The following is a 24,151-nucleotide window of genomic DNA, read 5'->3' as shown; positions in this document are numbered from 1 at the left end:
CTCGCTCGGCGCGCCAACGGGAGGGGCGGCAGGCGGGGACGACAGCGGGCCGGCGCGGGGTCGCGGACGTCCCGGGCACGCGCCCGGGGCGGCCGGCGCACGCCGGGCGCCCGACCGTCGCGCCGACTCCCATCCGGACTTTCCGGCCGTGCGTCGCCGCACAGCCGACCGTCGGCCCCGGGGTCTCACCGGGTCCACCGGCCCGAGGGCCGGGTCACGGGCTTACCGGGCGTCGCCGCCCGGATCACCGTCGGTTCGGAATCTCACCGAGTCCCGCCAGCGCATGGTGGGTACCCGATCAGTCTCGCACGCCGGCCGGCCGCCCCACCATCGCCGCGGCGCAGGTCACAATCGTGCCCGAACGGGAATACGCCGGCGGTACCGCTCACTCGGGGTTCTTGCGGCGGTCGATGGCGATGTACGAGCCGGGCTGGCCCTTGGCCACCGTCTTCATCTCCGAGGCCACCGCGATGACCTGCCGCGGGTCCCGGTACCGGCGGGACTCGGCCGAGATCGCCACCCCGATCGACAGCGTGGCCAGCGCCGCCCGGTGCTTCTGGCCGCGCCGGTCGGTCAGCTCGATGAAGCCGCGCCGGGAGTCGGTTTCGTCGTACAGGGCGTCGGCGGCCCGCTCGAACTCGATCACCGCCTGGCGCAGCAGCGGCAGCACCTGGCCGGGGGTGCAGATGATGACGAAGTCGTCGCCGCCGATGTGGCCGAGGAACGGCATCGGCGGGGCGGCGGCCAGCGCCGCGTCGTACAGGCTGCGGGCCAGCGCCGAGATGAACTCGTCGCCGCGGACGAAGCCGTACACGTCGTTGACGCTCTTGAACCGGTCGATGTCGATGTAGCCGACGGCGAACTCGGCCCGGGCCCGGTACCGGTCGGCGACCTCGCGCTGGATCCGGGTGTTGCCGGGCAGCCCGGTCAGCGGGGAGACCTCGCGGAACTCCTGGTTGCGGCGCAGCGTCGAGCGCACCCGGGCGATCAGTTCGAGGGTGTCGAACGGCTTGACCAGGTAGTCGTCGGCGCCGGCGGTGAGCCCGACGACCTTGTCCACCGTCATGCCCTTGGCGGTCAGCATGATGATCGGCAGGGCGGTGGTCAGCGGGTTGGCCCGCAGCCGGCGGGTCAGCTCCAGGCCGTCCACCCGGGGCATCATCACGTCGACCAGGGCGAGGTCGGGGCGGTGCGCCTCGATCAGTTCGAGGGCCTCCTCGCCGTCGCGGGCGAGCAGCGCGGCGAAGCCGTGCAGGCGCAGGTTGACCTCGACGAAGCGGGCGATGTCGACGTCGTCGTCGACGACCAGGATCAGCTCCGGCCGCGGGGCCGCCTCGGTGCTCACGCCGGACCCGCCGCGGCCACGGTCAGGCCCGGGCCAGCTCGCGGAGGCGGTCGATGGCCGCCGCCGGGTCGTCGGCCCCGTAGATCGCCGTACCGGCCACGAACGCGTCCGCGCCGGCCTCGGCCGCCGCGGCAATCGTGTCGGCGGCGATCCCGCCGTCCACCTCGATCCGGATCGCCAGCTCGTCGGCGTCGGCCCGCTTGCGGGCGGCGCGGACCTTGGCCAGCAGCTCCGGCATGAACGCCTGGCCGCCGAAGCCGGCCTTGATCGTCATGATCAACAGGGTGTCGAAGTGCGGGAGCAGGTCCAGGTACGGCTCGACCGGGGTGTCCCGGTCGATCGCCAGGCCGGCCCGGCTGCCGGCGGCCCGCAGGTCGCGGGCCAGCGCGACGGGGTCGGCGCACGCCTCGGCGTGGAAGGTGACGTTGTACACCCCCAGCTCGGCGTAGCCGGGCGCCCACCGGGCCGGGTCCTCGATCATCAGGTGCACGTCGAACGGGATGTCCGTCGCCCGGTACAGGCTCTCGACCACCGGCGGGCCGATCGTCAGGTTGGGCACGAAGTGGTTGTCCATGACGTCCACGTGCAGCCAGTCGGCCCGGCCCTCGACCGCGCGGGCGGCGGCGGCGAGGTGGGCGAAGTCGGCGGCGAGGAGGCTGGGCGCGATCACGGTCGCCGGCCGGGCACCGGCGCTGCTGTCACTCACCCCGCCAGTCTACGAACCCGGCCGGCCGGCCGGCTCGCCGAGGTCCAGCGCCCACGCCCCGCCCTGCCGGGTGAAGCCGAGCCGGCCGTAGTACGGGGCGACCATCCGCGGCGGCGTGACCACCCGGCGGAAGCCGCGGTCGGCCAGCACGCTGCTGCGCCGGAAGACGAACCGGCCGGGGGTGAAGTCGCGGTACCGGGGGGTGACGTAGTCCAGTTCGATCTCGGCGACGCCGCCGGAGCGGGACCGGACCAGGACGAGGCCGACCACCTCGTCGCCGCGCAGCACCACGAACGCGAACCGGTCGCCGGTGGCCGCGGGCGGGGCGAAACCGGGATTGAACCGGGCGATGTCGGCGCCGTGCACGCCGAGGACGTGCCGCAGGAACGGGTCGTCGACCGGCAGCTCCACCACCGCGTACGCCCGGCTGTCGTCCCGGCTGCGCCAGAGCCGGGCGAGTTGGGCCAGGTTGATCCCGGTGAGGACCACGTTGAGCCCGACCATCGGCCAGACCCCGACGGCGGTGTTGTAGCCGACCAGGATGAGGCTGCCGAGCAGGTTCCAGGCGCGCAGCCGGAGGATGCGGGTCTGGAGCAGGGACCAGACGAGGATCGCGGAGCCGGTCCAGCCGAGCAGTTCGAGCCAGTGCACGACGCCGAGCCTAGGCGAAGCGTCCGACCGGCACCGATCACTCAGTGCTCGCAGTTCATCACACGACGAGTTCTGGCCGCCCACAACCAGCGCAGGACGCGAATAGTGCTCCCTTTCCGCGCCGGGGCCGCCGACCTAACGTTGAGTCACGACATCGACCCCCGACGAATCGAGGTACGCCGATGAGGCGGGTACGGTCCGCGGCCGGCTGGTCGGCCGCGGCAACGCTGCTCACCCTCGTCCTGAGCGCCGCACCGGCGAGCGCGGCGGGCACTGACGTACGGATCACCCAGGCTCCCCGGGCGGTGCGCACCGGCGGCACCGGCGCCGAACTGGCCGCGGTCCTGCGCCGGACGTCCGGCGGCACCGCGCAGGTCTGCCAGCGGATCCGCTGGACCCTGGAGGCCCGGGTCAGCGGCGGCCTGGCCGTCGGCGACCTGCAGGTGCGCCGGGTCGAGGGCGACCGCCCGACCCTGATCAACGTGCGCCGGGACGGCAACCTGCTCCGGCTGGCCGACCAGAGCGACGACATCCGCCGGCTGTGCCGGCGCGGGACGGTGACCACGCGGTACCGGATCAGCGCCACCGGCGCCACCGGCGGCAGCGTCGCGGTGACCGTGTCGGCGGTCGACCGGCAGGACGAGCAGCTCGGCCGGGCCAACCGGACGGTGACCGTCAACGCCGCCGGCGCCGCCCGCGGCGCGGGCGACGACGGCGCTGCGGGCGGCGCTGCGGGCGCTGACGGCGCCGCCGGCGCGAACGGCGGCGCCCCGGCCGGCAACGGCAATCGGAACGCCGCGCCGCCCCCGGGGGCGGCGCCGGAGGGCGCGCCCCCGGCGACCGCCCCGGTCGCGGTCGAGCCGGGCGGCAGCACCACCCTGCCCGCCGGGACGCTGCCGGACACCGGCTCGTCGGTGTTCGGGCCCGGCGGCAGCCCGGTGGCGGCCGGCTCCCGCACGGGGCTGCCGGCGTCCTGGTTCGCCACCGGCGGGCTGCTGCTCGTCGTGGGTGCGGGGCTGCTGCTCGCGTTCTACTACCGCCGCCGGGTCGGCGCCGCCGCCCGCCGCCGGCCCGGGCCGGGCAGCCGGCCGGGCGCCGCCCCGCCTACCGGCGGCGCGTACGGCGCGAACCGCGTGCCGGGCCGGCAGGGCTTCGGCTCCGCCCGCGGCGCCGGCCAGCGGGTCACCGCCCCGACCGGGGCGGCGGCCGCCTGGGCCAGCGACACCCTGCGCACGATCGGCAACCGCGCCGGGCAGTGGCGGGACCGGCTGACCGACAGTGGGCCGGGCGGGCTCGGCGGCCCCCGCCGCTACTGACCGCCGCCGTGGCGGCAGCCGGCCGCCGCGGGCGCCGGGAGCGGCCGCCCGACCTCGCGGGGTGCGAGCCGGCCGGCGTCAGGAGCGGTCGACGCGGCGCAGCAGCGCCAGGTACATCGCGTCGGTGCCGTGCCGGTGCGGCCAGAGCTGGACGCTCGGCCCCGTCCCCAGCCGGGGTACGCCCGGCAGCAGCGGCCGGGCGTCGACCAGCTCGACCGCCAGCTTGGACCGGCGGGCGCTCTCGCTGACCGTCACCTGCGTCTCGACCAGGTGCGGCGAGCAGGTCACGTACGCCACCAGGCCGCCCGGCCGGGCCGCCCGCAGCGCCGCCTCCAGGAGCTGCCGCTGGAGCTTGGTCAGCGCCGGCAGGTCCGCCGGGGTGCGCCGCCAGCGCGCCTCCGGGCGGCGGCGCAGCGAGCCGAGCCCCGAGCACGGCGCGTCCACCAGCACCCGGTCGAACCAGCCCGCCCGGAGTTCGGCGCGGTCGCCCACCTCCCGGCCGTCGGTGTGCCGGACCTCCACCGGCAGCCCGCGTACCGCGTGCGCGACCAGCTCGGCCCGGTGCGCGATCACCTCGACCGCGGTCAGGTGCGCGCCGCGCAGCGCGGCCAGCGCGCCCAGCAGGCCCGCCTTGCCGCCGGGGCCGGCGCACAGGTCCAGCCAGCGGGCGTCCGGGCCGTCCAGCGGGGCGGCGGCCAGCGCGTCCGCGACGAGCTGCGAGCCCTCGTCCTGGACGTGCGCCCGGCCGTCGACCACCGCGGCGATCGCGCCGGGGTCGCCGCCGGGCAGGTACACGGCGTACGGCGAGAACGCCCCCGGCGCCCCGCCCACCGCGTCGGCCAGCTCGCCCGCGTCGATCAGGCCGGGCCGGGCGCACAGGTGCACCGGCGGGCGCTCGTTGTCCTCGGCCAGCAGCCGCTCGGTCTCGGCCAGGTCGCCGCCGAGCGCGTCGGCGAACGCCCGCACGATCCACTCCGGGTGGCTGCGGGTGACCGCGAGGTGGCCGACCCGGTCGGTGTCGGCGTCCGGGGCGATCTCGCCGAGCCAGCCGTCCAGGTCCCGGACGGACACCCGGCGCATGACCGCGTTGGCGAAGCCGGTCGCGCCGGGCGCCACGTCCCGGACCAGGTCGACCGTCGCGGACACCGCGGCGTGCGGGGGCACCCGGGTGTGCAGGACCTGGTACACGCCGAGGCGCAGCGCGTCCCGGGCGGTCGGGTCGATCCGGTCGATCTCCCGGTCGGCGGCGGCGGCCAGCACCGCGTCGATGGTGCCGCGGGCGCGCAGGGTGCCGTACGTCAGCTCGGTGGCGAAGTGCGCGTCCCGCCCGTACAGGCCGAAGTCGCGCTGGAGCCGGGGCAGGATCAGGTTGGCGTACGCGTCGTCGCGGTGCACCGCGTTGACCGCCTCGAACGCCACCCGCCGGGCCGGATCCACGGTCGGCCGCCGGTACCCGCTCACGCGAACCGCTCCCCGGCGCCGATCCGACTGCCGCGGGCCCAGTCGACCGCCGGCATCGCCCGCTTCCCCGCGGCCCGGACCTCGCCGAGCGCCACCGCCTCGGTACCGGTGCCGACGAGCACCCGGGCCCGCTCCACGAGGACGTCGCCGGGCCGCAGGCGCGGGCCGTCCGGCGCGACCGTCACCGGTCCGAGCTTCACGCGGTCCTCCCGGAAGGTGGCCCACGCGCCGGGCGCGGGCGTACAGGCGCGGACGCGGCGGTCCACGGCGAACGCCGGGTCCGACCAGCGCACCCGCGCGTCGTCGATGGTGAGCTTGGGGGCGAGCGACACGCCGTCGGCCGGCTGCGGCACCGCGCGGGCGGTACCGGCGGCGAGCGCGTCCAGCACGGCGGCGAGCAGGTGGCCGCCGCGGTCGGCCAGCCGGTCCAGCAGGTCGCCGGCGGTGTCCCGGTCGCCGACCGGCTCGGTGAGCGTGCCGTACACCGGGCCGGTGTCCAGGCCCTCCTCCAGCGCGAACACGCTGGCGCCGGTGACCGGGTCGCCGTGCAGGACGGCGTACTGCACGGGGGCGGCGCCGCGCCAGGCCGGCAGCAGCGAGAAGTGCAGGTTCAGCCAGCCGCGCGGCGGCAGGGCCAGCGCCGCGGGCGGGACCAGCGCCCCGTACGCGACCACCGGCACGCAGTCCGGCGCGAGCGAGGCCAGCCGGTCCAGGAACGCCGGCTCGCCGGGCCGGGCCGGGGTCAGCACCTCGACGCCGCGCTCGTCGGCCCACGCCCCGACGGGCGAGCGGACCAGCCGGCGCCCGCGCCCGGCGGGCGCGTCCGGGCGGGTGAGCACGGCGACGACCTCGTGGTCGGACTTGTCCAGCGCGTCCAGCGCGGGCAGCGCGACGGCCGGGGTGCCGGCGAAGACCAGCCGCATCCCGGTCACCGGCCCCGGCCGAACGGGTCGGCGGCGGCGGGGCCGGCGGGCGCGTGCGGGCTGAGCTTGACCGTGGGCGGGGCCGCGGGGTCGTACCAGTCGGCCGCGCGGATCGCCCGCATCGCCTCCCTGCGGGCCGCCGGGTCGAGCCGGTCCAGGAACAGCACCCCGTCCAGGTGGTCGGTCTCGTGCTGGAGGCAGCGGGCCAGCAGGCCGGTGCCGACGATCTGCACCGGGTCGCCGTGGCCGGTGAAGCCGCGGGCCACGACGTGCATCCGGCGCTTGGTGTCGGCGTACAGGCCGGGGATCGACAGGCAGCCCTCGGGGCCGTCCTGCTCCTCGGGGTCGGCCAGGTCCAGGACCGGGTTGACGAGGTGGCCGTCGACGCCGTCCACGTTGAACGCGAACACCCGCAGGCCCACGCCGAGCTGCGGCGCGGCCAGGCCGGCGCCGCCGGCGTCGTGCATGGTCTCGGCCAGGTCCGCGATCAGCGCGCGCAGCTCCCGGTCGAACGTGACGACCGGGTCGGCCGCCGTCCGCAGGATCGGGTCGCCGAAGAGGCGGATGGGCTGGACGGTCACACGCACGCTCCTGGACCGGGGAAGGGCGGACGAATCAGTCTACGGCGGCGGCCCGGCCCGCCGCGGGCGGCCGCGCTTCCCCGCCGGCCGGGCGCCGGGCGGGGGCGGCCGGGCCGCGGCTAGAGGAGTTCGAGGGCGTCCACCCGGACCCGGACCGGGTGCGGGTCCTTGCGGGCGCTGCGCACCCCGGCGGCGGCGTGCAGCGCGGCGGCCAGCGCCGCCGCCTCGCCCCGGCGCACCCGGACCAGCATCCGCTCCTGCTCCCCGTCGGCCGGCACCGGCCCGAGCAGCTCGGCCGAGGCCGGCAGCGCCGCACCCGCCAGCAGGTCCGCGACCGCGGCCGGCGGGCCGGTCAGGCTGGCGATCCGGGCCGCCGGCGGGAAGCCCAGCTCGCGCCGGTCGGCCAGCTCCCGGCCGGCGTACCCGGCGGGGTCCCAGCGGACCAGCGCCTGCACCGGCGGCAGTCCCGCGTCGGCGACCACCACGACCCGGCCGCCGGCCGGCGCCGGCCGGGCCAGCGCCGCGGCGGCCAGCCAGCGGCGCAGCGCCTCCTCGCCCGCGCGCAGGTCGGCCCGGGTGAGCAGCGCCCAGGTGTCCAGCAGCAGGACCGCGCCGTACCCGCCCGGCGCCAGCGGCTCGGCGCCGGGCGTGGCGACGACCAGCGCCGCGCCGGGCTCGATCGCGGGCAGGACGCCGTCCCGGCCGGACGTGCGCACCGGTACGCCGGGGAATGCCCGCCCCAGCTCCTCCGCGGTCCGCCGGGCGCCGACGACCGCGGCGCGCAGCGCCCGGCTGCCGCAGGCCGGGCAGGCGTACGCGGTGGCGACCCGGGCGCACCAGCGGCAGGCGGTGTGCCCGCCGGCGGCGGGCAGGCCGAGCGGGCCGCGGCAGTGCGGGCAGCGGGCCGGCGTGCGGCACTCCCGGCAGGACACCGCCGGCAGGTACCCGCGCCGCGGCACCTGGACCAGCACCGGCGCGTCCGCGCGCAGCGCGGCCCGGGCGGCGTCCCAGGCGAGGCTCGGCAGCCGGGCGGTGGCCGCGGCCGGGTCGCGGGCGAGCTGCGGGTCGGTGCCCAGCGGCTCGACCCGGGGCGCCCGGGCCCGGACGGTCGCCCGCTCGGCGGCCAGCTCGTGTGCCCAGCCGGCCTCCACCAGCAGGTGCGCCTCGGCGCTGCGGGCGTGGCCGCCGATCAGCGCGGCGGCGCCGGTCAGCCGGGCCCGGGTGAGCAGGACCTCGCGGGCGTGCGGGTACGGCGCCCGCGGCTCGGCGTGCAGGTCGTCGCCGTCGTCCCAGATCGCGACCAGGCCGGGGTCGGCGACCGGGGCGAACGCGGCGGCCCGGGTGCCGATGGCGACCCGGACCGCGCCGCGGCGCAGGGCGAGGAAGCGCCGGTACCGCTCGGCCGGGCCGAGGGCGGCGGTGAGCGCGACGTGCCGGCCGGGGCCGAGCGCGGCGGCGCAGGCGGCGTCGAGCCGGTCCAGGTCGCGGGCGTCGGGGACGACGACCACGGCGCCGCGGCCGGCGCCGAGCGCGGCGGCGACGGCCTCGGCGTACCGGGCGGGCCAGTCCTCGCCGGGCAGGGCGGACCAGACGGCGCGCGGCGCCCGGCCGTCGCCCAGCGCCCGCAGGAACGCCGCCCCGGCCGGGTAGTCCCCCCAGCCGCCGGCCGCCTGGCCCGCGCCGACCGGCTCGGCAACGGCCGGGGACGCGGCGGGCGGGGACGTGGCGGGCGGGGACGGCGTCGCGGGGTCCGGCGGGGGCGCGGTACCGGCGTCGGCCGGGCGCTCCTTCTCGACCCGGGCGTGCCGGGGCGGGACGGCCAGGCGCAGGACGTCGGCGAGGCTGCCGGCGTACCGGTCGGCGACCGCCCGGGCCAGCTCGCGGACCGCCGGGTCCAGCACCGGCTCGGGCGAGACCACCCGGGCCAGGTACGCCAGCTTGCCGGGGTGCGCGGAGGCGCCGACCCGGTCCAGCAGCCAGCCGTCGACGAGCTGCCCGGCGAACCGCACCTTCACCCGGGTGCCCGGCGCGGCGGCGGCGTCGGCGTTGTCCGGCACCAGGTAGTCGAACGGCCGGTCCAGGTGCGGCAGCGGCAGGTCGACGCAGACCCGCGCGACCGGCAGCGCGCTCGCGGGCTGCCGGTGCGCGGGGTCAGTGCTGCGGGCCACGCATCAGGCGGTGGCGGACTTCAGGTCGGCGACCCGGTCGGTGCGCTCCCAGGTCAGCTCCGGCAGCTCCCGGCCGAAGTGCCCGTACGCGGCGGTCTGCCGGTAGATCGGGCGCAGCAGGTCCAGGTCGCGGATGATCGCCGCCGGGCGCAGGTCGAAGACCTCCGAGACGGCCTTCTCGATCCGCTCCGGGGCGATGGTCTCGGTGCCGAACGTCTCGACGTACAGGCTCACCGGGGCGGCCTTGCCGATCGCGTACGCGACCTGCACCTCGCACCGCTCCGCCAGCCCGGCCGCGACGACGTTCTTGGCCACCCAGCGGGTCGCGTACGCCGCCGACCGGTCCACCTTGGACGGGTCCTTGCCGGAGAACGCGCCGCCGCCGTGCCGGGCGTACCCGCCGTACGTGTCCACGATGATCTTGCGACCGGTCAGGCCGGCGTCGCCCATCGGGCCGCCGATCTCGAACCGGCCGGTCGGGTTCACCAGCAGCCGGTACCCGTCGATGTCCAGCCCCAGGCCCTCCAGCTCGGGCGTGATCACGTGCTCGCGCACGTCCGGGGCCAGCAGCGTCTCCAGCGAGATGTCGGCCGCGTGCTGGCTCGACACCACGACCGTGTCCAGGCGGACCGGGCGCAGGCCGTCGTACTCGATCGTGACCTGGGTCTTGCCGTCCGGCCGCAGGTACGGCACGGTGCCGTCCTTGCGGACCGCGGCCAGCCGGCGGGCCAGCCGGTGCGCCAGCGCGATCGGCAGCGGCATCAGCTCGGGCGTCTCCGAGCAGGCGAAGCCGAACATCATGCCCTGGTCGCCGGCGCCCTGCGAGTCCAGTTCGTCGCCGGCGGCGCCGGTGCGGTGCTCCAGCGCCGCGTCCACGCCCTGCGCGATGTCCGGCGACTGCGACCCGATCGACACGCTCACCCCGCAGGACGAGCCGTCGAACCCCTTCTTGGACGAGTCGTAGCCGATCCCCAGGATCGTCTCCCGCACGATCGTCGGGATGTCCGCGTACGCCCGGGTGGTCACCTCGCCCGCGACGTGCACCTGGCCGGTGGTGATCAGCGTCTCCACCGCCACTCGACTGCGCGGATCCTCCGCCAGCAGCGCGTCGAGAATCCCGTCGCTGATCTGGTCAGCGATCTTGTCCGGGTGACCTTCGGTCACCGACTCTGAAGTGAACACACGGCGTCCCACGAGCACTCCCTTGTACGGTCCGTGTCCGCCGGCGGCGCGGGGCCGGCGACCCGCGTACGCGAACGCGGGCCGCGCACGAACAGTGCGGCGCCTCTTCCGCGCCGCACGCCGATACGCGACCACATGTCCCATACGCGACATTTGCTCCGCGGAGTCTAGAGACCGCGGACGACTTTACCGAGCGTACGCGGCCGGTGCGTCACCCCGTAAGGCCCGCATTCGGCAGGCGGGCGCAGATCACACCCCACACCGCCTCGGCGAGTTCCCGCTTGGACCGCTCGGGGAAGTCGGCCACCACCCCGTCGGCGTCGAGCACGGTGGCGGCGTTGACGTCCGCGCCGAAGCCGCGGTCGACGCCGACCTCGTTGACCACGATCAGGTCGGCCCGCTTGGCGGCCAGCTTGCGCCGGGCGTGCGGCACCGCGTCCCGGGTCTCGGCGGCGAACGCCACCAGGAGCTGGCCGGGGCGCTTGCGGGCGCCCAGCTCGGCGGCGATGTCGGGGGTGGCGACCAGGGCGATCGTCGGGGTGTCGCCGACGTCCGCCTTCTTGATCTTGTCGGTGGCGACCGTCGCCGGGCGGAAGTCGGCCGGCGCCGCGGCCATCACCACCACGTCGGCGTCCGCGGACGCCTCGACCGCGGCCTTGCGGAGCTGCTCGGTGGTGCCGACGGCGACCAGCTCGGCACCCGGCGGCGGCGGCAGGGTCACGTTCGCGGCGATCAGGGTCACCGCGGCGCCGCGGGCCAGCGCGGCCTCGGCGAACGCCCAGCCCTGCTTGCCGGAGCTGCGGTTGCCCAGGTACCGGACGGGGTCCAGCGGCTCGCGGGTGCCGCCCGCGGTGACCACCACCCGGCGCCCGGCCAGGTCGCCGGCGGTGCGCAGGTGGCCGACGGCGCGGGCGAGGATCTCACTCGGGTCGGGCAGCCGGCCCTTGCCCGTGTCGGCCCCGGTGAGCCGGCCCACCGCCGGCTCGATCACGTCGACGCCGCGGCCGCGCAGGGTGGCCACGTTGCGGACGGTCGCCGGGTGCTCCCACATCTCCGTGTGCATCGCCGGGGCGAGCACGACCGGGCAGCGCGCGGTCAGCAGGGTGTTGGTGAGCAGGTCGTCGGCGAGGCCGTGGGCGGCCCGGGCGAGCAGGTCCGCGGTGGCCGGGGCGACGACCACCAGGTCGGCCGAGCGGCCGAGGGCGACGTGCGGGACGTCGTGCGCGTCGGCGAAGACGTCGTCGTGCACCGGGTGGCCGGACAGGGCCGCCCAGGTCGGCGCGCCCACGAAGCGCAGCGCGGCCGCGGTGGGCACGACGCGGACGTCGTACCCACCCTCGGTGAACAGCCGGAGCAGTTCGCAGGCCTTGTAGGCGGCGATGCCGCCGCCCACGCCCAGGATCACCCGCGCGGTCATGCCGCGCGGGTCAGGCGGGTTCGCCGGTGGGCTCGGCGGTCAGCAGGCCGCCGTTGATCTCGCGCAGGGCGATCGAGAGCGGCTTCTCCTGCGGAGTGGTCTCGACCAGCGGGCCGACGTACTCCAGCAGGCCCTCGCCGAGCTGGCTGTAGTAGGCGTTGACCTGGCGGGCGCGCTTGGCGGCGAAGATCACCAGGGCGTACTTGGAGGTGGTCTTCTCCAGCAGTTCGTCGATCGGCGGGAAGGTGATGCCTTCCGGATTGGCGACAGTGGCCACGTTTTCGATCCTCAGCTTCGAGTCGGACACACCGGTGGGTGCACCCGGTCGGGCAACGGCCGGGGTCTGGCGGTACCGGGCCGAGTGCGCCGCGGCCCGGGCAGGGCCGGGGGCGGGTCACCGCCGCGCGGTGCAGTGCCGCGGCGGGTCCGTTGCCCGGCCGCCCCTTACGGGCGGACCGCGTCCCGTTACGGACGGACAGCGTCTTACGGACGGACAGCGTCCCCGATGGGGGAACCGAGCAATCCTAGCAGTTCGTCCGCGGCGCGCTCGACGTAGTCGTTGACGACCGTCCGGTCGAACTCCTTCTCGGCGGCCAGCTCGTCGTCGGCGTGCGCCATCCGGCGGGCGATCGTCTCCGCGTCGTCGGTACCGCGGCCGATCAGCCGCCGCTTCAGCTCCTCGACGCTCGGCGGGGCCAGGAAGATGAGCTGCGCCGCGGGCATCGAGGCGCGGACCTGGCGGGCGCCCTGCAGGTCGATCTTCAGCAGGGTGGGGATCCCGGCGGCGAGCTTGCCCTCGACCTGGGCCCGCGGGGTGCCGTACAGGTTGCCGGCGAACTCCGCCCACTCGAGGAGCTGGTTGCCGGAGATGAGCCGGGCGAACTCCGCCCGGTCGACGAAGTGGTAGTGCACCCCGTCGACCTCGTAGTCGCGCTTCTTGCGGGTCGTGACCGACACCGAGAGGGCGACCCAGGGCGCGCGCGCCCGGATCAGCTCGATCACGCTGTCCTTGCCGACCCCCGAGGGGCCGGAGAGAACCGTGAGCCGGGCTGCCGGGCGCGCGTCGCGATGCATGGAACGTTTATACGCGACCCGCCGCGGTCAGTTCGCGGCGAACTCCCCCAGCAGCGCGCGGCGCTGCTGGTCGCCCAGACCGCGCAGCCGCCGGCTGTCCGCGATCTTGAGCTTCTCCATGATCTGGGTGGCCCGGATCTTGCCGATGCCCGGCAGCGCCTGCAGCACGGCCGAGACCTTCAGCTTGCCGACCACGTCGTCGGCCTCGGCGCGCTCGAGCACGTCGGCCAGGGTGGTCTTGCCCTGCTTGAGCTGATCCTTCAGCTCGGCACGGGCCTTGCGGATCTCCGCGGCCTTCTCCAGCGCGGCAGCGCGCTGCTCGGGGCTCAGTGACGGGAGCGGCACCAGTTCTCCTCAGGTCCCTTGCGCCCCGGCCGGTCGACCGGAGCGCGTCTGGTTCGAAGGGTCACCGGGAACGCGTGGGGCTGGTGGTTCCCGGCGGGACGGAAAACTAGCGGTCAACGGCGTTTTCGGCAACGTCGGGCTGGCAAGATCACAGCGGCGGTACCCCAGCTCAGCGGCGTTCAGCCGCGCAGAACGGCCGCGCAGTCGTCCCGGACGCGGTCCGCCGCGGCCCGCAGCGCGGCCACTCCGGGCCCCGCGCCGAGCACCTCGCGGGAGTACGACGGCAGCACTGCGGAGAGCGCGTCGCCGAACACGTTGCGTAATCCGGCGGCGGTTCCGCCCTGCGCCCCCATGCCCGGCGCGAGGATTGGGCCATTGAAATTCGTCAATTCGTGGCCGGTGTCGCCAATCGTCGCGCCGACCACCAGTCCCATGCTGCCCAGCGGGGTCACCCCCGCATTGAGCTGGGCAATGTCGTCGATCACGGTCTGCGCCACGGTCCGCCCGTCGGCCGCCCGCGCGTGCTGTACGGCGGCACCCTCCGGGTTGGACGTGAGCGCCAGCACGAACACCCCGCCACCCGCGGCCCTGGCAGCGGCGAAGACCGGCTGCAACGCACCGACACCGAGGTACGGCGCCACCGTCAGGGCGTCGGCGCACAGCGGGCTCGCCGGGTCGAGGTAGGCCGTCGCGTACGCCGTCATGGTCGAACCGATGTCGCCCCGTTTGACATCGAGCAACACCAATGACCCCGCTTCGCGGCACTGTCGGATAGTCGACTCCAGTATTGCAATTCCACGCGATCCGTACTTCTCGAAGAACGCGGACTGCGGCTTGATCACCGCCACCCGGCCGGCGAGGGCCTCGACGACCGCCCCGCTGAACCGGGCCAGCCCGTCGGTGTCGTCGGCCAGCCCCCACCGCGCGAGCAGGCCGGGGTGCGGGTCCACGCCCACGCAGAGCGGCCCGAGCCGGTCCAGCGCGGACCGCAGGCGGGTACCGAAAGGTTCCATTGTGTTCCTCCTCACTGCGGGCCCGCGGCGGCCGCCGCGGCGACGCCGCGGCAGATCAGCGCGAGGTCCGCGTCGTCGGTCACGTACGGCGGCATGACGTAGATCAGGTCCCGGAACGGGCGCAGCCAGACCCCCGCCGCGACCGCCGCCGCGGTCGCCGCGGCCATCGGCACGGGGTGGTCGAGCTGGACCACGCCGATCGCCCCGCACACCCGGACGTCGGCCACTCCCGGTGACCCCCGCAGCGGCCCCAGGCCGGCCGCCAGGCCCCGCGCGAGGCGGTCCACGTCCGCCCGCCAGGCCCCGGTGGCGAGCAGGTCCAGGGACGCGTTGGCGGCGGCGCAGGCGAGCGGATTGCCCATGAAAGTCGGTCCGTGCGCCAGGACGGGAACGGCGCCGCGGGAGATGCCGTCGGCGACCGCCGGGGTGCACAGCGTGGCGGCCAGCGAGAGGTACCCGCCGGTGAGCGCCTTGCCCACGCACATGATGTCGGGGGTGATCCCGGCGTGCCCGGCGGCGAAGAATTCACCCGTCCGGCCGAAGCCGGTGGCGATCTCGTCGAGGATCAGCAGCACCCCGTGGGCGTCGCAGAGCCGGCGCAGCGCGGCCACGTAGCCGGGGTCGTGGAAGCGCATCCCGCCGGCGCCCTGCACCACCGGCTCGACGATGACCGCCGCCAACTCACCCGCACGGGTGCCCAGGAGGGTGTCCAGCGCGGCCACGTACGCGTCGTCGACGCCGCCGGCCGGGGGCGGTGGGGCGAACACCTGCGCGGGCAGCACGCCGCGCCACAGCGCGTGCATGCCGCCCTCGGGGTCGCAGACGCTCATCGGGTGGAAGGTGTCCCCGTGGTACCCGCCGCGCCAGGTGGCCAGCCGGCGCTTCTCGGGGCGCCCGCGGGAGCGCCAGTACTGGAGCGCCATCTTCACCGCGACCTCGACGCCGACCGAGCCGGAGTCGGCCAGGAAGACGTGCGCCAGGCCGGGCGGGGCGGCGGCGACCAGCCGGGTGGCCAGCCGGACCGCGGGCTCGTGGGTGAGCCCGCCGAACATCACGTGGCTCATCCGGCCGAGCTGGTCGGCGACGGCGGCGTCCAGGGCGGGGTGCCGGTACCCGTGGATCGCCGCCCACCAGGACGCCATCCCGTCGACCAGCTCCCGCCCGTCGGCCAGCGTCAGCCGCACGCCGGAAGCGGACGCGACCACGTACGGGTCGCTCGTGCCCGGCATCGGCCCGTACGGGTGCCAGACGTGCGCCCGGTCGAGCGCGACGATCTCCTCGGGCGTCACGACCGGGCCCCCGTCACGGCCGCCCGGACCCGGCCCGGGCGGCGGCCGCGCGGACCAGCGCCGGCCCCCGGTAGATGAATCCGGAGTACACCTGCACCAGCGCCGCCCCGGCGTCCAGCAGCCGGGCGGCGTCGTCGGCGGCGAGGATGCCGCCCACCCCGACCACCGGCAGCGCGCCGCCGGTCTCCCGGTGGATGAACGCCACCACCGCGCGCGCCCGGGCGGCCAGCGGCGCGCCGGACAGCCCGCCCGCCTCGGCCGCCCGGCCGGCGTCGGCCGCGGCCAGGCCGTCCCGGGACAGCGTGGTGTTGGTGGCGATCACCCCGGCCGCCCCGCGGGCCGTGCAGACGGCCAGCGCGTCGGCGATCGCCGCGTCGGTCAGGTCCGGGGCGAGCTTGACCAGCACCGGCGGCGGCCCGCCGGCCCGGCCGGGCACCGGGCGCCCGACCAGGGCCGCGAGCAGCGCGTCCAGGCTGTCCCGGTCCTGCAGGGCGCGCAGGCCGGGGGTGTTCGGCGAGGAGACGTTCACCGCGATGTAGTCGGCGTGCGCGGCCAGGGCGTCGTACGAGTACAGGTAGTCCTCGACCGCCTCCTCCAGCGGCGTCGCCTTGGACTTGCCCAGCGAGACCCCCAGCGGCACCCCCAGCGGGGCCGGCAGGGCCGCCAGGCGGGCCGCCAGCGCGTCGGCGCCGGCGTTGTTGAAGCCCATCCGGTTGACCACCGCGGCGCTGTCCACCAGCCGGAACAGCCGCGGCCGGTCGTTGCCGGGCTGGGCGTGCCGGGTGACCGTGCCGACCTCGACGAAGCCGAAGCCCAGCGCCGGCCAGGCCGGCAGCGCCACCCCGTTCTTGTCCATCCCGGCGGCCAGGCCGACGGCGTTGGGGAAGCGCACCCCGAACACCGTGCGCGGGGCGGCGACGGCGTACCGGGCGGCGAGCGCGCGCAGCAGCGCCGGCCGGCGGGCGAGCCCCGCCAGCCGGGCCAGCGTCCACTCGTGCGCGGTCTCGGCGTCGCCGCCGCCGAGCCGGAACAGCGCCGGGCGGACGAGCCGCTCGAACACCGTCACGGCTGCGCCCGGAGGCTGGCGTGCAGCTCCTGGAGCGGCCGGACGGTCATGTCGCCGCGGATCAGCGCCTCGATCCCCATCACCGCCGCGGCCACGCCGGGCACGGTGGTGATGCACGGGATGTCGGCGGTGACGGCGGCGCTGCGGATCTCGTACCCGTCCGAGCGCGCCGGCGCCCCCGACCCCTGCGGTGTGTTGATCACCAGGCAGACCTCGCCCGAGCCGATCAGCGCTACCGCGTCCCGGCCGCTGCCGCCCTCGTAGTGCTTGCGGATGATCTCGCAGTCGATGCCGTGCCGGCGCAGCACCTCGCCGGTGCCGCTGGTGGCGACGATCTCGAAGCCGAGGTCGGCCAGCCGCTTGATCGGGAACAGCATGCCGCGCTTGTCCCGGTTGGCGATCGACACGAAGATCTTCCCGGCGGTGGCCATCGACCCGTACGCCGCGGACTGGCTCTTGGCGAAGGCGTGGCCGAACTCGGTGTCGATGCCCATCACCTCGCCGGTGGACTTCATCTCCGGTCCGAGCAGCGAGTCCACCCCCTTGCCGGCGGGCGTGCGGAACCGCTTGAACGGCAGCACCGCCTGCTTCACCGCCACCGGCGCCGACGCGGGCAGGTCCGCCCCGTCCGGGCCGGAGCGCTCGCCGAAGCCGGGCGCCGCCGGCAGCAGCATCCCCTCGGCGCGGAGCTGGCCGATGGTGGCGCCGAGCATGATCCGGGCGGCCGCCTTGGCCAGCGGGACGGCCGTGGCCTTGGAGACGAACGGCACCGTCCGGGACGCCCGCGGGTTGGCCTCCAGCACGTAGAGCTGGTCGTCCTTGAGCGCGTACTGGACGTTGAGCAGGCCGCGCACGCCGATGCCGCGGGCGATCTCCTCGGTGTACAGCCGGACCTGCTCGATGTGGCTGGCGCCGAGGGTGATCGGCGGCAGCGCGCAGGACGAGTCGCCGGAGTGCACGCCGGCCTCCTCGATGTGCTCCATCACCCCGCCGAGGTACACCTCGCCGGTGGCGTCGCACAGCGCGTCCACGTCGATCTCGATCGCGTCGTCGAGGAACCGGTCGACCAGCACCGGGTGCTCCGGCGAGACCTCGGTGGCCCGGCCGATGTAGTCGGCCAGCGTCGGCTCGTCGTAGACGATCTCCATGCCGCGGCCGCCGAGCACGTACGACGGGCGGACCAGGACCGGGTAGCCGATGTCGTCGGCGATGGCCTTGGCCTGGGCGAAGCTGACCGCCGTGCCGTGCGCGGGCGCGCGCAGCCCGGCCCGGGTCAGCAGCGCGCCGAACGCGCCCCGCTCCTCGGCCAGGTGGATCGACTCCGGGGTGGTGCCGACGATCGGCACGCCCGCGGCCTTGAGCCGCCGGGCCAGGCCCAGCGGGGTCTGCCCGCCGAGCTGGACGATCACCCCGACCACGCCCGGCCCGCCGGCCTCTTTGCCGGAGGTGTCCTCGGCGTGCCAGACGGCCAGCACGTCCTCGAAGGTGAGCGGCTCGAAGTACAGCCGGTCGGCGGTGTCGTAGTCGGTCGACACCGTCTCCGGGTTGCAGTTGACCATCACGGTCTCGTACCCGGCGCCGGGGCGGGCGGCGGCGCGCAGCGCCATCACCGCGTGCACGCACGAGTAGTCGAACTCGATGCCCTGCCCGATCCGGTTCGGCCCCGAGCCGAGGATCAGCACCTTCGGCCGGGCCGACGGCGCCACCTCGGTCTCGGCGTCGTACGTCGAGTAGTGGTACGGCGTGTCCGCCGCGAACTCGGCCGCGCAGGTGTCCACCGTCTTGTACACCGGCCGCAGGCCCAGCCGCAGCCGCAGCCGGCGCACCCCGTCCTCGCCGGCGAACTCCGGCCGCAGCGCGGCCACCTGCCGGTCGGACAGCCCGGACCGCTTGGCCCGGCGCAGCAGCGGCAGGTCCAGCACCGGCGCGGCGACGATCTCCTCGCGGAGCGCGATCAGCCCGGCGATCTGGTCCAGGAACCACGGGTCGATCCCGCCGCTGGCCTCGGCGACCTGCGCGATGGTGGCGCCCAGCCGCAGCGCCCGCTCGACCGTGTACAGCCGGCCGTCGTGCGGCACCCGCAGCGCCGCCAGGGTGTTCTCCACCGTGGCGTCGGCCGGGTCGGGGCGGGTCCAGAAGCCGGCCGCCCTGGTCTCCATCGAGCGCATGGCCTTGTTCAGCGCCTCGGCGAAGTTGCGGCCCAGGCTCATCGCCTCGCCGACCGACTTCATCGTCGTGGTCAGCTCGGCGTCCGCGCCGGGGAACTTCTCGAACGCGAACCGCGGGATCTTCACCACCACGTAGTCCAGCGCCGGCTCGAACGCCGCCGGCGTCCTGCGGGTGATGTCGTTGGGGATCTCGTCCAGCGTGTACCCGATGGCCAGCTTCGCCGCGATCTTGGCGATCGGGAAGCCGGTCGCCTTGGAGGCCAGCGCCGAGGAGCGGGACACCCGCGGGTTCATCTCGATGACGACCAGCCGGCCGTCCCGCGGGTTCACCGCGAACTGGATGTTGCAGCCGCCGGTGTCCACGCCGACCTCGCGCAGCACGGCGATGCCGAGGTCGCGCAGCCCCTGGTACTCCCGGTCGGTCAGCGTCATCGCCGGCGCCACGGTCACCGAGTCGCCGGTGTGCACGCCCATCGGGTCGACGTTCTCGATCGAGCAGACGACCACCACGTTGTCCCGGCGGTCGCGCATCAGCTCCAGCTCGTACTCCTTCCAGCCGAGCACGCTCTCCTCGATCAGCACCTCGTGCACCGGGGAGGCGGCCAGGCCGGCGCCGGCGATCCGCTCCAGCTCGGCGTCGGTGTGCGCCATCCCGGAGCCGAGGCCGCCCATCGTGAACGACGGCCGGATCACCACCGGCAGGCCGAGGTCGGCGACCGTGGCCCGGACCTCGTCCATCGAGTGGCACACCCGGCTGCGCGGCACCAGGTCGCCGGTCAGCCCGACCCGGGCGCCCGCGGCGGCCACGACCTCCTTGAAGAGCTGCCGGTCCTCGCCGCGGCGGATCGCCTCGATGTTGGCGCCGATCAGCTCCACGCCGTACTTGTCCAGGACGCCGGCCTCGTGCAGCGCGACAGCGGTGTTCAGCGCGGTCTGCCCGCCCAGGGTGGGCAGGATCGCGTCCGGCCGCTCCCGGGCGATCACCTTCTCCACGAACTCCGGGGTGATCGGCTCGACGTACGTGGCGTCGGCGAACTCCGGGTCCGTCATGATCGTCGCCGGGTTGGAGTTGACCAGCGAGACGCGCAGCCCCTCGGCGCGCAGCACCCGGCACGCCTGGGTGCCGGAGTAGTCGAACTCGCACGCCTGGCCGATGACGATCGGCCCCGAGCCGATGACCAGGATGTGCTGCAGGTCGGTGCGCTTAGGCATGCCCGGCCCCCTTCTGCTGTGCCCGCCCCTCGATCAGGTCGCGGAAGCGGTCGAACAGGTAGTCGGCGTCGCGCGGCCCGGCCGCCGCCTCCGGGTGGTACTGGACCGTGAACGCCGGGGTGTCCAGCGCCCGCAGGCCCTCCACCACGCCGTCGTTGAGGCAGACGTGGCTGACCTCGACCCGCCCGAAGGGGGTCTCGGCGACCGCGTCGACCGGCGCCTGCACGGCGAAGCCGTGGTTGTGCGCGGTCACCTCGACCTTGCCGGTGGTCCGGTCGAGCACCGGCTGGTTGATCCCGCGGTGCCCGTAGCCGAGCTTGTACGTGCCGAAGCCCAGCGCCCGGCCGAGGAGCTGGCTGCCGAAGCAGATCCCGAACAGCGGGATCCCCCGGCGCAGCACCTCCGTCGCGAGCGCGACCGGGTGGTCGGCGGTCGCCGGGTCGCCCGGCCCGGGCGAGAGGAACACCGCGTCCGCGCCGGCGGCCAGCAGGTCGTCGATCGTGGACGACGCCGGCAGCACGTGCGTGGTGACGCCGCGGGCGGCCAGCCGGCGGGTCACGTTGCGCTTGATGCCCAGGTCCAGCGCGGCGACGGTGTACCGGTGCTCGCCGTCGGCCGCGACCGTGTACGGCCGCGCGGTGGTCACCTCGGCGGACAGGTCCGCGCCGGCCATCGGCGGCGCCTGCCGCACCCGGTCCAGCAGCGTCGCCGCGTCGGTGCCGTCGCTGGCCACGCCGACCCGCATCGCCCCGCGCTCGCGCAGGTGCCGGGTCAGCGCCCGGGTGTCGATGCCGGCGATGCCGACCACGCCCTCGGCGGCCAGCCGGTCGCCCAGCTCGCCGGTGGCCCGCCAGTTGGCGGCCCGCGGGCTCGGGTCGCGGACGACGTACCCGGCCACCCAGAACCGGTCGGACTCGTCGTCCTCGCCGTTGACGCCCGTGTTGCCGATGTGCGGCGCGGTCTGGACGACGACCTGCCGGTGGTACGACGGGTCGGTGAGGGTCTCCTGGTACCCGGTCATGGCCGTGCTGAACACGGCCTCGCCGAACGTCTCCCCCACCGCCCCGTACGCCTCGCCGACGAACGTGCGCCCGTCCTCCAGGACGAGAATCGCTTCCCGTGTCACCTACTGGCCTTTCCGTTCAGGACCGTCGGCGTTCCGCGCAGGAACGTCGCGACGATGCGGCCGGGCAGTTTCAACCCGGCGTACGGGGTGTTGCGGCTTCGGCTGGCGAGCGCGCGCGCGTCGATCAGCCGGGTGGCTTCGGGGTCGACCAGGGTGAGGTTGGCCGGGCGGCCGGGGGCCGGGTCGTGCCCGTGCTCGTCCAGGCCGGCGATGCGGGCCGGGGCGCGGGACATCCGCTGGGCGACCAGCTCCCACAGCGCCCGCTCGGCCAGCCCCTCGGCGCGCAGCGCGTGCAGGACGATCGACAGGGCGGTCTCCAGCCCGAGCATGCCGGGCCGGGCGGCGGCCCACTCGCACTCCTTGTCGTGCGAGGCGTGCGGGGCGTGGTCGGTGGCGACGACGTCGATGACGCCGTCGACCAGGGCCCGGCGCAGCGCGGCGACGTCGGCGTCGGTGCGCAGCGGCGGGTTGACCTTGTACACCGGGTCGTAGGTGCCGGCCCGCTCGTGGGTGAGCAGCAGGTGGTGCGGGCACACCTCGGCGGTCACCCGCGGGATCGCGCCGCGGTTCACCCACGGGCGGTTGCGGGCGTGCCGCAGGATGTCGACCGAGCCGGCGGTGGAGACGTGGCAGACGTGCAGCCGCGAGTCGACGTGCTCGGCGAGCAGCACGTCCCGGGCGATGATCGCCTCCTCGGCGACCGCGGGCCAGCCGCCCAGACCGAGCCGGGCCGACACCTCGCCCTCGTGCATCTGGGCGCCCTCGGTGAGCCGGGGCTCCTCGGCGTGCTGGGCGATGATCCCGTCGAACGCCTTGACGTACTCCAGCGCGCGGCGCATGAGCTGCGGGTCGTGCACGCAGATGCCGTCGTCGGAGAAGATCCGCACCCGGGCGGGCGAGTCGGCCATGTCGCCGAGCGCGGCCAGCCGCTGCCCGGCCAGGCCGACGCTGACCGCGCCGATCGGCTGGACGTCCACCAGGCCGACCTCGCGGCCGCGCCGCCACACCTGCTCGACCACGGCCGGGTTGTCGGCGACCGGGTCGGTGTTGGCCATGGCGCAGACGGCGGTGTACCCGCCGAGGGCCGCGGCGCGGCTGCCGGACTCGACGGTCTCGGCGTCCTCCCGGCCGGGCTCGCGCAGGTGGGTGTGCAGGTCGACCAGGCCGGGCAGGGCGATCAGCCCGTCGGCGTCGACGACCGTGGCGCCGGCGGCGGACAGGCCGCTGCCCACCCCGGCGACGACGCCGTCGCGCAGCAGCAGGTCGACGGGCTCGCCGCCGGCGATCCGGGCTCCCCTGATCAGGTGGTGGTTCACTGGCCGCGCCCTTCCAGGAGGAGGTCCAGGACCGCCATCCGGGTGTAGACCCCGTTGGCGACCTGGTCGACGATGGTGGACCGGGCCGAGTCGGCGACCGTGCCGTCGATCTCGACGCCGCGGTTCATCGGGCCGGGGTGCATGACGATGGCGTGGTCGGCGAGCCGGTCGAACCGGTCGACGGTCAGGCCGTACCGGCGGGAGTACTCGCGCACCGACGGGAAGAACGACGCGCCCATCCGCTCGTGCTGGACCCGCAGCATCATCACCACGTCGACGTCGGGCAGGACCGCGTCCAGGTCGTACGCGACCTCGACGCCGGCGACCGGGACGTGGCCGGCGTGCGGGACCAGGGTCGGCGGGCCGACCAGGACCACCTTGGCGCCGAGGGTGGACAGCAGCAGGGCGTTGGACCGGGCCACCCGGGAGTGCCGGACGTCGCCGACGATCGCCACCCGCAGCCCGGCGACCCGGCCGAGCCGCTGCCGGATCGTGTACGCGTCCAGCAGCGCCTGGGTCGGGTGCTCGTGCGTGCCGTCGCCGGCGTTGATCACCGCGGCGCCGAGCCAGCCGGCGAGCCGGTGCGGGGCGCCGGAGGCGGAGTGCCGGCAGATCACCGCGTCGGCGCCCATGGCGGCCAGGGTCCAGGCGGTGTCCTTGAGCGACTCGCCCTTGCCGACGCTGGTGCCCTTGGCGACGAAGTTGACCACGCCGGCGCCGAGCCGGCGGGCCGCGGTGTCGAAGGAGAACCGGGTCCGGGTGGAGTCCTCGTAGAAGAGGTTGATCACGGTCCGGCCGGTCAGCGGCCGGGCCGGGGCGGTGCCCGCGGCGTGCGCGGCGGCCCGGTCGAGCAGGGCGGTGGCGTCGGCGGCGGACAGGTCGGCGGCGGACAGCAGGTGCTCGATCACGCGGCTCCTCCGTGGAGACGTACCTCGTCGCGGGGGTCGACCTCGACCAGCGCGACGCGGACGGTCTCGCGCAGCGCGGTCGGGATGTTCTTGCCGACGTAGTCGGCGCGGATCGGCAGCTCGCGGTGCCCCCGGTCGACCAGGACGGCGAGCTGCACCGAGGCCGGGCGGCCGAGCTGCTGGAGCGCGTCCAGCGCGGCCCGGACGGTGCGGCCGGAGCAGAGGACGTCGTCGACGAGGATCAGCCGCCGGCCGTCCACGCCGCCGGGCGGCACCTCGGTGGGGGCGTGCCGGCCGCCGGTGGGGCGCAGGTCCCGGTCGTCCCGGCAGGCGGTGACGTCCAGGGTGCCGACGGGGACCTCGATGTCCTCGAAAGCGCGCAGCCGGGCGGCGAGCCGGCGGGCGAGCGGTACCCCCCTGGTGGGGATGCCGAACAGGACAGTGTCCGTGGCGCCGGCGGTCTTCTCGAGGATCTGGTGGGCCAGCCGGTCGACCATGCGCTGGATCTCCGGGGCGGCGAGAATCACCTTCCCGTGGTCGCGGGCAGCCTCGGGGTAGGCCAAGGCGGACCTCCTTCCCCGCCTCACGGGACGGGTCGTTAAAGGATGTCGGTATCGTCACCGGCCGTGCCACTTCCGGCGGTGTGCCGGGGTGTACGTGCGGTAACGCAGCTCACAGCGGCTCCGCCGCCGCGGCCGGGGGACCGGCGCGTGGTCGAAGCCGGGCACACCGTAGCAGCATGCGATCATGGTCGCCGAATGGGCCTCCCCAAGCCATCCGGACGGCGGAAGCGGCGACGCGCCGAACGCGATATTGCATTGATCTGTCTCGCACACTTGACCTCATGTGCTCCGGCCCGTACCGTCACGCTCCGTAGCGAGTAG

Annotated in this window: 21 protein-coding genes; 1 reads left to right on the top strand and 20 read right to left on the bottom strand. The window is 75.7% G+C overall.

Annotated features, from left to right (window positions below):
- Positions 1 to 385: 385 nt before the first annotated feature.
- The 3 genes from IEY94_RS07605 to IEY94_RS07595 are packed head-to-tail and all read right to left on the bottom strand — an operon-like array spanning position 386 to position 2,702.
- Complete coding sequence (locus IEY94_RS07605) at positions 386 to 1,345, bottom strand: GGDEF domain-containing response regulator (protein WP_189169306.1); 960 nt, start codon at positions 1,343 to 1,345, stop codon at positions 386 to 388.
- Positions 1,346 to 1,367: 22 nt separating this feature from the next.
- A complete protein-coding gene (gene rpe / locus IEY94_RS07600) occupies positions 1,368 to 2,051 on the bottom strand; it encodes a ribulose-phosphate 3-epimerase (protein WP_229783397.1) in 684 nt (227 codons plus the stop codon).
- Positions 2,052 to 2,060: 9 nt separating this feature from the next.
- Positions 2,061 to 2,702: a YgjV family protein gene (locus IEY94_RS07595; RefSeq protein WP_189169305.1), complete on the bottom strand. Its 642-nt coding sequence runs from the start codon at positions 2,700 to 2,702 to the stop codon at positions 2,061 to 2,063.
- Between the two features lie 182 nt (positions 2,703 to 2,884).
- Between IEY94_RS07595 and IEY94_RS07590 the strand changes: the two genes are divergently transcribed.
- A complete protein-coding gene (locus IEY94_RS07590; RefSeq protein ID WP_189169304.1) occupies positions 2,885 to 4,018 on the top strand; it encodes a hypothetical protein in 1,134 nt (377 codons plus the stop codon).
- 78 nt (positions 4,019 to 4,096) lie between these two features.
- Here IEY94_RS07590 and IEY94_RS07585 read toward each other — a convergent pair whose 3' ends face one another.
- The 17 genes from IEY94_RS07585 to pyrR all read right to left on the bottom strand — a co-directional run bounded on the left by IEY94_RS07585 (position 4,097) and on the right by pyrR (position 23,830).
- Positions 4,097 to 5,479, bottom strand: a complete 1,383-nt coding sequence (locus IEY94_RS07585; RefSeq protein WP_373291235.1) for an RsmB/NOP family class I SAM-dependent RNA methyltransferase — start codon at positions 5,477 to 5,479, stop codon at positions 4,097 to 4,099.
- Complete coding sequence (gene fmt / locus IEY94_RS07580) at positions 5,476 to 6,402, bottom strand: methionyl-tRNA formyltransferase (protein WP_189169303.1); 927 nt, start codon at positions 6,400 to 6,402, stop codon at positions 5,476 to 5,478. Before fmt ends, IEY94_RS07585 begins: the two co-directional genes overlap by 4 nt.
- Before the next feature lie 5 nt (positions 6,403 to 6,407).
- Complete coding sequence (gene def / locus IEY94_RS07575; protein ID WP_189169302.1) at positions 6,408 to 6,983, bottom strand: peptide deformylase; 576 nt, start codon at positions 6,981 to 6,983, stop codon at positions 6,408 to 6,410.
- Between the two features lie 119 nt (positions 6,984 to 7,102).
- Positions 7,103 to 9,106, bottom strand: coding sequence for a primosomal protein N' (locus tag IEY94_RS07570; RefSeq protein WP_189169401.1), 2,004 nt, complete (start codon positions 9,104 to 9,106; stop codon positions 7,103 to 7,105).
- A gap of 48 nt (positions 9,107 to 9,154) precedes the next feature.
- Positions 9,155 to 10,345, bottom strand: coding sequence for a methionine adenosyltransferase (gene metK / locus IEY94_RS07565; protein ID WP_189169301.1), 1,191 nt, complete (start codon positions 10,343 to 10,345; stop codon positions 9,155 to 9,157).
- Between the two features lie 199 nt (positions 10,346 to 10,544).
- The gene (coaBC, locus tag IEY94_RS07560) at positions 10,545 to 11,750 is read right to left on the bottom strand and encodes a bifunctional phosphopantothenoylcysteine decarboxylase/phosphopantothenate--cysteine ligase CoaBC (protein ID WP_189169300.1); all 1,206 of its coding nucleotides are present in this window, start codon (positions 11,748 to 11,750) and stop codon (positions 10,545 to 10,547) included.
- Positions 11,751 to 11,760: 10 nt separating this feature from the next.
- On the bottom strand, positions 11,761 to 12,027 hold the full coding sequence (rpoZ, locus tag IEY94_RS07555; RefSeq protein WP_189169299.1) for a DNA-directed RNA polymerase subunit omega: 267 nt from the start codon (positions 12,025 to 12,027) through the stop codon (positions 11,761 to 11,763).
- 206 nt (positions 12,028 to 12,233) lie between these two features.
- Positions 12,234 to 12,824, bottom strand: coding sequence for a guanylate kinase (gmk, locus tag IEY94_RS07550; RefSeq protein WP_189169298.1), 591 nt, complete (start codon positions 12,822 to 12,824; stop codon positions 12,234 to 12,236).
- 27 nt (positions 12,825 to 12,851) lie between these two features.
- Complete coding sequence (mihF, locus tag IEY94_RS07545) at positions 12,852 to 13,169, bottom strand: integration host factor, actinobacterial type (protein WP_189169297.1); 318 nt, start codon at positions 13,167 to 13,169, stop codon at positions 12,852 to 12,854.
- Between the two features lie 179 nt (positions 13,170 to 13,348).
- A complete protein-coding gene (gene pyrF / locus IEY94_RS07540; RefSeq protein ID WP_189169296.1) occupies positions 13,349 to 14,182 on the bottom strand; it encodes an orotidine-5'-phosphate decarboxylase in 834 nt (277 codons plus the stop codon).
- Between the two features lie 11 nt (positions 14,183 to 14,193).
- Positions 14,194 to 15,471: an adenosylmethionine--8-amino-7-oxononanoate transaminase gene (locus IEY94_RS07535; RefSeq protein ID WP_189169295.1), complete on the bottom strand. Its 1,278-nt coding sequence runs from the start codon at positions 15,469 to 15,471 to the stop codon at positions 14,194 to 14,196.
- Positions 15,472 to 15,484: 13 nt separating this feature from the next.
- Positions 15,485 to 16,537 carry a quinone-dependent dihydroorotate dehydrogenase gene (locus IEY94_RS07530; RefSeq protein WP_189169294.1) on the bottom strand — a complete coding sequence of 351 codons (1,053 nt, stop codon included), beginning with the start codon at positions 16,535 to 16,537 and terminating at the stop codon, positions 15,485 to 15,487.
- Positions 16,534 to 19,917, bottom strand: a complete 3,384-nt coding sequence (gene carB, locus IEY94_RS07525) for a carbamoyl-phosphate synthase large subunit (protein WP_189169293.1) — start codon at positions 19,915 to 19,917, stop codon at positions 16,534 to 16,536. The genes IEY94_RS07530 and carB overlap by 4 nt, the downstream gene beginning before the upstream one ends.
- The gene (gene carA, locus IEY94_RS07520) at positions 19,910 to 21,043 is read right to left on the bottom strand and encodes a glutamine-hydrolyzing carbamoyl-phosphate synthase small subunit (RefSeq protein ID WP_189169292.1); all 1,134 of its coding nucleotides are present in this window, start codon (positions 21,041 to 21,043) and stop codon (positions 19,910 to 19,912) included. The genes carB and carA overlap by 8 nt, the downstream gene beginning before the upstream one ends.
- Positions 21,040 to 22,359 carry a dihydroorotase gene (locus IEY94_RS07515; protein ID WP_189169291.1) on the bottom strand — a complete coding sequence of 440 codons (1,320 nt, stop codon included), beginning with the start codon at positions 22,357 to 22,359 and terminating at the stop codon, positions 21,040 to 21,042. The genes carA and IEY94_RS07515 overlap by 4 nt, the downstream gene beginning before the upstream one ends.
- Positions 22,356 to 23,267 (bottom strand): aspartate carbamoyltransferase catalytic subunit, encoded by a 912-nt coding sequence (locus IEY94_RS07510; protein WP_189169290.1) that lies wholly within the window; start codon positions 23,265 to 23,267, stop codon positions 22,356 to 22,358. Before IEY94_RS07510 ends, IEY94_RS07515 begins: the two co-directional genes overlap by 4 nt.
- A complete protein-coding gene (gene pyrR, locus IEY94_RS07505) occupies positions 23,264 to 23,830 on the bottom strand; it encodes a bifunctional pyr operon transcriptional regulator/uracil phosphoribosyltransferase PyrR (protein WP_268244823.1) in 567 nt (188 codons plus the stop codon). The genes IEY94_RS07510 and pyrR overlap by 4 nt, the downstream gene beginning before the upstream one ends.
- Positions 23,831 to 24,151: the final 321 nt, after the last annotated feature.

This window comes from Pilimelia anulata (assembly GCF_014647895.1).
GTDB lineage: Bacteria > Actinomycetota > Actinomycetes > Mycobacteriales > Micromonosporaceae > Pilimelia > Pilimelia anulata.
This window is presented reverse-complemented; position numbering and strand designations above follow the sequence as displayed.